At 68.9% G+C, this 8,207-nt stretch carries 9 protein-coding genes (1 of these 9 cut by a window edge); 5 read left to right on the top strand and 4 right to left on the bottom strand.

All coding sequences use genetic code 11. From position 1 onward, the window contains the following. A protein-coding gene (locus OG819_RS25485; RefSeq protein WP_266623621.1) for a DNA-3-methyladenine glycosylase crosses the window boundary here: on the bottom strand, nucleotides 1-607 show its 5' portion. It extends 35 nt beyond the left edge of the window; only the first 607 of its 642 coding nucleotides appear in the window; it begins with the start codon at nucleotides 605-607; its stop codon lies off the left edge, out of view. A gap of 215 nt (nucleotides 608-822) precedes the next feature. On the opposite strand from OG819_RS25485, the gene OG819_RS25480 reads away from it, so the two are divergent. The 4 genes from OG819_RS25480 to OG819_RS25465 all read left to right on the top strand — a co-directional run bounded on the left by OG819_RS25480 (nucleotide 823) and on the right by OG819_RS25465 (nucleotide 4,767). Next, entirely contained in the window at nucleotides 823-1,638 is an 816-nt protein-coding gene (locus OG819_RS25480; RefSeq protein ID WP_266651243.1) for a sporulation protein, read from the top strand. Between the two features lie 85 nt (nucleotides 1,639-1,723). Further along, entirely contained in the window at nucleotides 1,724-3,184 is a 1,461-nt protein-coding gene (locus tag OG819_RS25475; RefSeq protein WP_266648810.1) for an IS1380 family transposase, read from the top strand. Between the two features lie 384 nt (nucleotides 3,185-3,568). Beyond that, on the top strand, nucleotides 3,569-4,102 hold the full coding sequence (locus tag OG819_RS25470; RefSeq protein WP_266623623.1) for a YbhB/YbcL family Raf kinase inhibitor-like protein: 534 nt from the start codon (nucleotides 3,569-3,571) through the stop codon (nucleotides 4,100-4,102). A gap of 158 nt (nucleotides 4,103-4,260) precedes the next feature. Then, the gene (locus OG819_RS25465) at nucleotides 4,261-4,767 is read left to right on the top strand and encodes an HNH endonuclease (RefSeq protein WP_067364630.1); all 507 of its coding nucleotides are present in this window, start codon (nucleotides 4,261-4,263) and stop codon (nucleotides 4,765-4,767) included. A gap of 80 nt (nucleotides 4,768-4,847) precedes the next feature. Here the strand turns inward: OG819_RS25465 and OG819_RS25460 are convergent, their stop codons facing one another. From OG819_RS25460 to OG819_RS25450, 3 genes are all read right to left on the bottom strand, one after another. Next, nucleotides 4,848-5,780: an SPFH domain-containing protein gene (locus OG819_RS25460; protein ID WP_266623625.1), complete on the bottom strand. Its 933-nt coding sequence runs from the start codon at nucleotides 5,778-5,780 to the stop codon at nucleotides 4,848-4,850. Nucleotides 5,781-5,911: 131 nt separating this feature from the next. After that, the gene (locus tag OG819_RS25455) at nucleotides 5,912-6,346 is read right to left on the bottom strand and encodes an NfeD family protein (RefSeq protein ID WP_266415580.1); all 435 of its coding nucleotides are present in this window, start codon (nucleotides 6,344-6,346) and stop codon (nucleotides 5,912-5,914) included. Nucleotides 6,347-6,499: 153 nt separating this feature from the next. After that, nucleotides 6,500-7,291 carry an ABC transporter ATP-binding protein gene (locus tag OG819_RS25450; RefSeq protein ID WP_266415579.1) on the bottom strand — a complete coding sequence of 264 codons (792 nt, stop codon included), beginning with the start codon at nucleotides 7,289-7,291 and terminating at the stop codon, nucleotides 6,500-6,502. A 121-nt stretch (nucleotides 7,292-7,412) separates the two neighbouring features. Between OG819_RS25450 and OG819_RS25445 the strand changes: the two genes are divergently transcribed. Then, entirely contained in the window at nucleotides 7,413-8,201 is a 789-nt protein-coding gene (locus tag OG819_RS25445) for a hypothetical protein (protein WP_266651242.1), read from the top strand. The last annotated feature ends 6 nt before the right edge of the window (nucleotides 8,202-8,207 follow it).

Below are 8,207 nucleotides of genomic sequence, written 5' to 3'. Positions count from 1 at the left end.
AAGGGCTCACGGTGGGGTCGTTGGCGACCCAGAAGCGCCAGGGGTGGACGCCTCCGTCGCCGGCCACTCCGGTGCGCGGACCGCTGCGTACCTGGTCGGAGTGGATGGGGGTGCCCGTCAGCAGTGTCAGCGCGGAGCCCTCGGGGGCGCAGGCGTCGGTGCCGTCGAGGGCCCTGTCCACGCCGAGTGCCGTGGCCAGGCGCGCGGGCCCTTTGGCCAGTTCCTTGTCATTTCGGGCTGAGAGTCGACGTTTGCGAGCGAGTTCGGCGCCCTCGGTGATCTCTCCGGCACGGAGGAGGACCCCGCTCGGGTTGCCCTCCGGACCACACACCAGGTTCATGCAGAACCACATGCCGTAGGTGAAGTAGACGTATACATGCCCGGGCGGACCGAACATCACGCCGTTGCGGGCCGTACGGCCGCGATAGGCATGGGAGCCGGGGTCGTTCGGGCCGTCGTACGCCTCCACCTCCGTGAGACGCAGCACGATCGGACCGTCCGGTGTCGTGCGGACGAGGGTGCGCCCCAGCAGGTCGGGGGCGACCTCCAGTACGGGGCGGTCGAAGAAGTCCCGGGTGATGGGCGTACGGTCAGGGGCCGCAATCATGGCTTATGAGCGTAGTCCAGTCGCCCGGACGGATGTGGCCGGGTGAGGGACCGTGCGCATGGGCATGCACGCGTGCGTGTCCGCGGGTGGTCAGGGAGCGTCCTCCTTGTAAGGGTGGGGGCGCGGAACCGGCCGCGGCCGAATCGCGTTTGTAGGGATCAAGGATCCAGACGGATGTACGACGGAGCACAGGCGTTGCCTGGGGAGGAAGAAACATGGGGTTCAAGCGGCTGCTTGCGAGCCTGGGAGCCGGTGGGGCTTCGGTCGAGACGGTGCTGACCGAGGTCAACGTCGTCCCGGGCGGTGTCGTGCAGGGTGAGGTGCGGATCCAGGGCGGGTCCGTGAACCAGGCCATCGAGGGGCTGTCGGTCGGGCTCCAGGCCAAGGTCGAGGTCGAGGGGCACGACGACCAGGAGTACAAGCAGGACATCGAGTTCACCAAGCTGCGGCTCGGTGGGGCCTTCGAGCTGCAGGCCGGTTCCGTGCACGCCGTTCCCTTCGGGCTCGAGATTCCGTGGGAGACGCCGATCACCACGATCGACGGGCAGCCGCTGCGGGGCATGCACATCGGTGTGACCACCGAGCTGGCGATCGCGCGTGCCGTGGACTCCGGTGACCTGGACCCGATCAACGTGCACCCGCTGCCGGCGCAGCAGGCGATCCTGAACGCCTTCATCCAGCTGGGCTTCCGCTTCAAGAACGCGGACATGGAGCGCGGTCACATCCGGGGCACCCGGCAGAAGCTGCCGTTCTACCAGGAGATCGAGTTCTTCCCGCCGTCGCAGTACCGCGGGCTGAACCAGGTCGAACTGAGCTTCGTCGCGGACGACCACGAGATGGACGTCATCCTGGAGATGGACAAGAAGCCGGGCCTCTTCAGTGAGGGCAGCGACTCGTACCGCTCCTTCCGGGTGGGGCTGCACGACTACCAGGGCACGGACTGGGCCGCGTACCTGAACCAGTGGCTGTCCGAGGTCGGCAGCAAGCGCAGCTGGTTCTACCTCATGTATTCAGCTATGAAAGTGATCTGACGTCCCGGCAGAAGAAGGGTGCCTCCCACCTGCGATGATCTGACTGCTGAGATCAAGAACGTCGCGGAGAAGAGGCACCCAACAGGTGCAGGTTACCGAATGGGATCACCGGCTTGCCGTGCGGGCCGACGGCAAGAACCTGATCGGCCACGCGGGCGTGGTGCTGCTGCGGAAGGTCGCCGACCGCGTCGGCCTGGCCGCCGCGCTGAGTGCGGCGTTGCCGAAGGGCACCGGGCCGGGCTGGCGGGACCGGGGCATGGCGCTGGTCCAGCTGGCCTGTGCGATCGTGCTCGGCGCGACGAACGTCCTGGAGGCCGAGCAACTCCAGTACCACTGGCGTGCGGTGTTCCCGCGCCCGGTTTCGGACAGCACCCTGCGCCGCGCCCTGGCCGCGATCGACGCCCCGGTCGCGGCCAGGGTGGAACGCGCCCGTGCCGCGATACGCCGCGTGGTGTGGACGCTGCTCGCCCTGCGGCCCGGCGGTTTCCCCTGGATCTCGGTGTGCGGCCGGGAGCTGACCGGCTGGTACGTCCTGGACCTGGATGCGACCATCGTGACCTGCACCAGCCGCAAGGAAGGCGCGGCGGGCACCTTCAAGGGGACCTTCGGTCACATGCCGCTGGGGGCGTGGGTGGCCAACACCCGTGAGTGCGTCGCCATGCTGCTGCGGCCCGGCAACGCGCCACCGAACGATGTCGCCGACCACAAGAGCGTCCTGGCCTCGGCGTTTCGGCAGCTCCCGCTCCCGCTGTGGTCGAAGCTGCTGGTGCGGATCGACGGCGCGGCCTTCAGCCACGAGGTCCTGGACCATCTCCAGAGTCTGACCACCAGCCGGCGCCGGGTGCGCTGGGTGACCGGCTGGGCCATCAACGCCACGGACGAGCGGGCCATCGCGCTGCTGCCCGAGAACGTGTGGACGGCCGCACTGCGGCAGGACGGCCAACTCCACGAGATCAAGGGACCCGATGGGGAATGGGTGTCCTACCAGGTCGCCGAGCTGACCGGGGTCCGTGACCTGACCGGCTGGCCGGCCGGGATGCGGCTGATCGTGCGCCGGGTCAAGCCCTCGCGGCGGGATACGAAGAAGCTGACCGCGTTCGAGAAGCGCACCGGCTGGCGCTACCAGATCGTCGCCACGAACATCCCCGCCCGCCAAGGGCTCTCCGGGGCCCCGGGCTCCGGGCAGGTGTGGTTCGTCGACGCCCTCTACCGTGATCACGCCGAGGTCGAGGACCGTGTCAAAGCGATCAAGCGGGTCGGCCTCGGGCTGCTGCCCTCGAAGTCCTGGCAGCTCAACATGGCCTGGGTGCTGGCCGCCACGCTCGCCGCCGACCTCGACGCCTGGACCCGGCTCCTCCTCCTGCACGACGAGCCCGCACTCGCCGCCGCCGAACCGGAGACGATCCGCAGGAAGCTGTACCACCTGCCCGCCCGGCTCACCTCCCACGCCCGCCGGCGCACCCTGCACCTCGACCGCACCTGGCCCTGGGGGGCAGCGTTCGCCACCGCCTGGCAGCGCGCTCACCAGCTTCCGGCCCTCACCTGACGGCCGGCCACCACCCGACAACAACGAGAGGACCGCACCACCCTCGGGCCCGTGGAACCCGACGCCCCGCAGCGTCACGCGACGGCCAGTCCCGACACGGCACGGGACATATCAGGCAGTCAGCCGCTCACACTGCCGCCGCCAGCCCTCGGAAGAATCGAGGTCTAGGCCCTGTCGTCAAATTCCCGTCTGCCCCGCGGCGCCATGCACGTACTCTCGCCGCACCGGGCACAGACCCGAGTACATCCAGTACGAGGGCCTGCGCCCGGCACACCGAGAGCACGCACCTGACGCCGCAAGGCCCGCCCTTCGGGCGGACGACGGGAATCTGACGACAGGACCTAGGCTCGGGTCGAAAGATTCCGCCGTTCAGGAGGTTCTGACGTGACCGAGCCCAAGAGGCCGCCGCTTCCCCATGACTTCCATCCGCCCGTTCCGGCTTTCACGGTCACCAGTGAGGACGTCGAGTCGGGTGCGGTACTGAAGGACGCTCAGGTCTACGCGGCCGGGAACACCTCGCCGCAGCTGAGCTGGGAGGGGTTCCCGCCGGAGACCAAGAGCTTCGCCGTGACCTGCTTCGACCCGGACGCCCCGACGGGGAGTGGGTTCTGGCACTGGGTGGTGTTCGACATTCCCGCTTCGGTGACGGAATTGCCGACGGGTGCGGGCAGCGGCAAGTTCGAGGGGCTGCCGGAGGGTGCCGTCCAGGTGCGCAACGACTATGGCTCCAAGGACTTCGGTGGCGCCGCGCCGCCGGCCGGGGATCCTGCGCACCGGTATGTGTTCACGGTGTACGCCGTGGATCAGGAGAAGCTCGGTCCCGACGCGGAGGTGTCGCCGGCCGTCGTGGGATTCAATCTGCGGTTCCACACGCTGGCGCGCGCCCAGCTGATGGGGGAGTACGCGTCTCCCGCGTAAAGCGGTGAAGACACACGTTCACTGAACGTTTGCCCGCCTCTGGTCTTGGAAGTGATCAGAGGCGGGCATTTTTATTGCGTTGTCCATCTCGGCGTGCCCGGCCAGAGTTGATCCAAGCCCGCCAGGGGGTGGGCCGGTGCGCACGGGAGGTGGGCTGGATGCGGGACACGCTGGTTCTGAACGCAAGCTTTGAGCCGCTGTCGACGGTGACGTTGAACCGAGCCGTCGTTCTGGTGCTGCAGGACAAGGCTGTCGTCGAGCAGGCCCACCCCGAACTCCGTATGCGCGGCGCCGCGCTGGACATACCCGTGCCCCGAGTCATCAGGCTGTGCAGGTATGTGAGGGTGCCTTTCCGAAGACAAGCGCCGTGGTCGAGGCGCGGTGTGCTCGTACGTGACCGGCACAGGTGCGCGTACTGCGGAAGGCGGGCGACGACGGTCGACCACGTGGTGCCGCGTGCGCAGGGCGGTCAGGACTCCTGGCTGAACACGGTGGCGTCCTGCGCGGAGGACAATCACCGCAAGGCGGCCCGGACTCCGGAGCAGGCGGGTATGCCGCTGCTGCGGCAGCCGTTCGAGCCGACGCCCGCGGACGCGATGCTGCTGGCGCTGGGCCGGGACGACCTCGACGCCCTCCCGGAGTGGCTGGCCCAGCCCGCGGCCTAGGCCCGGCAGTTCCTACGACGATGGGGCCCACCTCCGCCGAAAGGCAGGAAGTGGGCCCCATCGTCGTAGGGACCAGCGCGTCAGTCGGTGACGGACGGCTTCTCGCGGCGCTCGCCGCCTCCGCTCGAACCACCGCCCATGGGGCCGAAGTTGCCCATGGCGCCGCTCAGGCCCTTGAGGGCGTCGCCGATCTCGCTGGGCACGATCCAGAGCTTGTTGGCGTCGCCCTCGGCGATCTTGGGGAGCATCTGGAGGTACTGGTAGGCGAGGAGCTTCTGGTCGGCATCGCCGGCGTGGATGGACTCGAAGACCGTACGGATGGCCTGCGCCTCGCCCTCCGCGCGCAGGGCGGCGGCCTTGGCCTCACCTTCGGCGCGCAGGATCGCGGACTGCTTCTCACCCTCGGCGGTGAGGATCTGCGACTGGCGGATACCTTCGGCGGTGAGGATCGCCGCGCGCTTGTCACGGTCGGCGCGCATCTGCTTCTCCATCGAGTCCTGGATGGAGGTGGGCGGCTCGATCGCCTTGAGCTCGACGCGGTTGACGCGGATGCCCCACTTGCCGGTGGCCTCGTCGAGGACGCCGCGCAGGGCCGCGTTGATCTCCTCGCGGGAGGTGAGGGTCCGCTCCAGGTCCATGCCACCGATGATGTTGCGCAGGGTGGTGACGGTGAGCTGCTCGATCGCCTGGATGTAGCTGGCGACCTCGTAGGTGGCGGCGCGCGCGTCGGTGACCTGGTAGTAGATGACCGTGTCGATGTTGACCACCAGGTTGTCCTGGGTGATCACCGGCTGCGGCGGGAACGGCACGACCTGTTCACGCAGGTCGATGCGGTTGCGGATCGAGTCGATGAACGGGACCACGATGTTCAGGCCCGCGTTCAGGGTCCGCGTGTAGCGGCCGAAACGCTCGACGATGGCCGCGCTGGCCTGTGGGATGACCTGGATGGTCTTGATCAGGGCAATGAAGACCAACACCACCAGAATGATCAGGACGATGATGATTGGTGCCATCGATGCTCCCCGTACCCTTCTCCGCCTCGGTAATTCCGAAAGATCTTATGGTTGTTGAAGATCTTGCTCGACGAGTCTGACAGACCGTCGTCTGCCACGTGGGGCGTTCGGTTCACTTGCGTCGCACGAGGTCACATCACAATCGCCGTGGCTCCTTCGATGTCCACGACGTCCACCTCCTGGCCCACCTCGTAGGCCTGCCCGATGTCGAGGGCGCGCGCCGACCAGATCTCTCCGCCGAGTTTGATCCGACCACCGCCCGAACCGTCCACCCGCTCCAGGACGATGGCCTGTTTTCCCTTCAACGCCTCGACTCCAGTGGCGAGTTGGGGACGCTGGGCGCGGTGTCGGGCCGCGACGGGACGTACGACGGCGATGAGCGCGAACGAGACGACGGCGAAGACGACCACCTGAAGGACGACATCGCCGCCGAGGCCCGCTGTCGCCGCCGCCGCTGCGGCGCCGAGGGCGAGCATGCCCAACTCCGGCATCGCGGTCAGCACGAGCGGAATGCCCAGCGCGGCCGCGCCGACGAGCCACCACTCCCATGCGTTGATGTCGTTCACGTGGTCATGGTAGGTCCGCGGGCCGGGCGCGGACAGGGCGCAGATCGGTTGAGAAGGGGCTCGTACCGGGTGTTTCGTGCCGCATCTCGCGTACGGGGCGCCTTGGTTCGGGGTCGCCGGTGCCGGGTTGTCGGTGCCGGGTGCTCCTGTCGGTCAGGACAGCGGCAGGCCCTGCGCGGTCCAGCGGTCGCCAACCTGCTCGACGACGAGCGGGAGTCCGAAGCAGAGGGAGAGGTTGCGCGAGGTGAGTTCGAGCTCGAGCGGGCCCGCGGCGAGTACCTTGCCCTGACGGATCATCAGGACGTGGGTGAAGCCGGGAGCGATCTCCTCGACATGGTGCGTGACCATGATCATGGAGGGGGCGATCGGGTCGCGGGCGAGGCGGCCGAGACGGCGGACCAGGTCCTCGCGGCCGCCGAGATCGAGGCCCGCGGCGGGCTCGTCGAGCAGGAGCAGCTCGGGGTCGGTCATCAGGGCGCGGGCGATCAGCGTGCGCTTGCGCTCGCCCTCGGAGAGCGTGCCGAACCGGCGGTCCAGGTAGTCGCTCATGCCGAGGCGGTCGAGGAAGGCGCGGGCGCGCTGTTCGTCGATGTCCTCGTAGTCCTCGTGCCAGCCCGCTGTCATGCCGTAGGCGGCCGTCAGCACGGTCTGCAGGACGGTCTGGCGCTTGGGGAGCTTCTCGGCCATGGCGATGCCCGCCACGCCGATGCGCGGGCGCAGCTCGAAGACGTCGACCTTGCCGAGGGTCTCGCCGAGGATGGTGGCGGTGCCCTCGCTGGGGAAGAGATAGCTGGAGGCGAGATTCAGGAGGGTCGTCTTTCCGGCGCCGTTCGGGCCGAGGATGACCCAGCGCTCCCCCTCCTTGACCGACCAGGAGACCTGGTCCACCAGAGCCCGGCCCTCTCGGACCACGGATACGTCCTCCAGCTCCAGTACATCGCTCATGAGCGCGTTGTCTCCCATTGCAGTCTCGGCCGTCGCTTACGTCTGTGGACGCAGCCCCCAGGGAAAACCTACGCCACCGGTCGGTCGCTCCCATCCATCGGTCGGTCCTTAGGGTGGACGCATGCTCTCGGAACCACGCTCAGGACGCTTGGCCGCATGGGGAAATGCCCTTTTGGCCGGATTCGTTTCGCCGGATGACGCGGTGCTCGCCATCGTCGGTGAGGACGCGGTACACCGGGTCGAGGGGCTGCCGGGTGAGTCCGGCCCCGTCGGGCTCACGCTCGCCCTCGGCCGGCTGCGCGCGCTCGGGGTGACCGGGCTGCGGGTCGCGCTGCCCGCGCCGGGGCATCCGCTCGGGCTGAGCGGCCCGCCGGACTTCAATGCGCGGGCCCTCGAGGCGGAGGAGGCGGTGGTCTGCCACGGGGCGGCGCTCGGGCTCGTCCCCGAGGTGTACGAGGCCGGTCCCGACGGTGATGTCCATGTCGAGGTGGTGTGGCACTGCCTCACCGTGCGGGAGGCATCGCCCGCGGATGTGCCCTCGCTCGGGGAGGCCGAGCGGGAGCTCGCGGAGGCACTGCGGGAGGCCACGGAGGTGTTGTCGCGACTCGACGTGGCGGGGTCGGGGCCGGTTGCCGAGGCGGCGGTCGATGCGTATCGGGCTCGGGCCGAGCGGGGGCGGGAGGTGTTGGCGCCCGGGTATCCGCCGCGTGCGGTGCGGGTGCTGGAGCTGGCCCAGCGGGTGGGGTTGCTGATCTCCGTCGCGTACGAGAACGGGCATGGCGGGGCAGTGAGTGCGTCGGAGATGTCCGCGCGGGCGGTGGCGCTGCGGCCGGTCGAGCGGACGGCTCGGCGGGCGCAGGTCGCGGCGTACAACGCGTTCGTGGAGGAGCGGGAGCGGGGGGTGCGCTGAGGGTTG

It is taken from the genome of Streptomyces sp. NBC_01549 (assembly GCF_026339955.1).
Lineage (GTDB): Bacteria > Actinomycetota > Actinomycetes > Streptomycetales > Streptomycetaceae > Streptomyces.
Note: the sequence above shows the minus strand (reverse complement) of the source record. Positions and strands in the feature narration are given on the sequence as shown.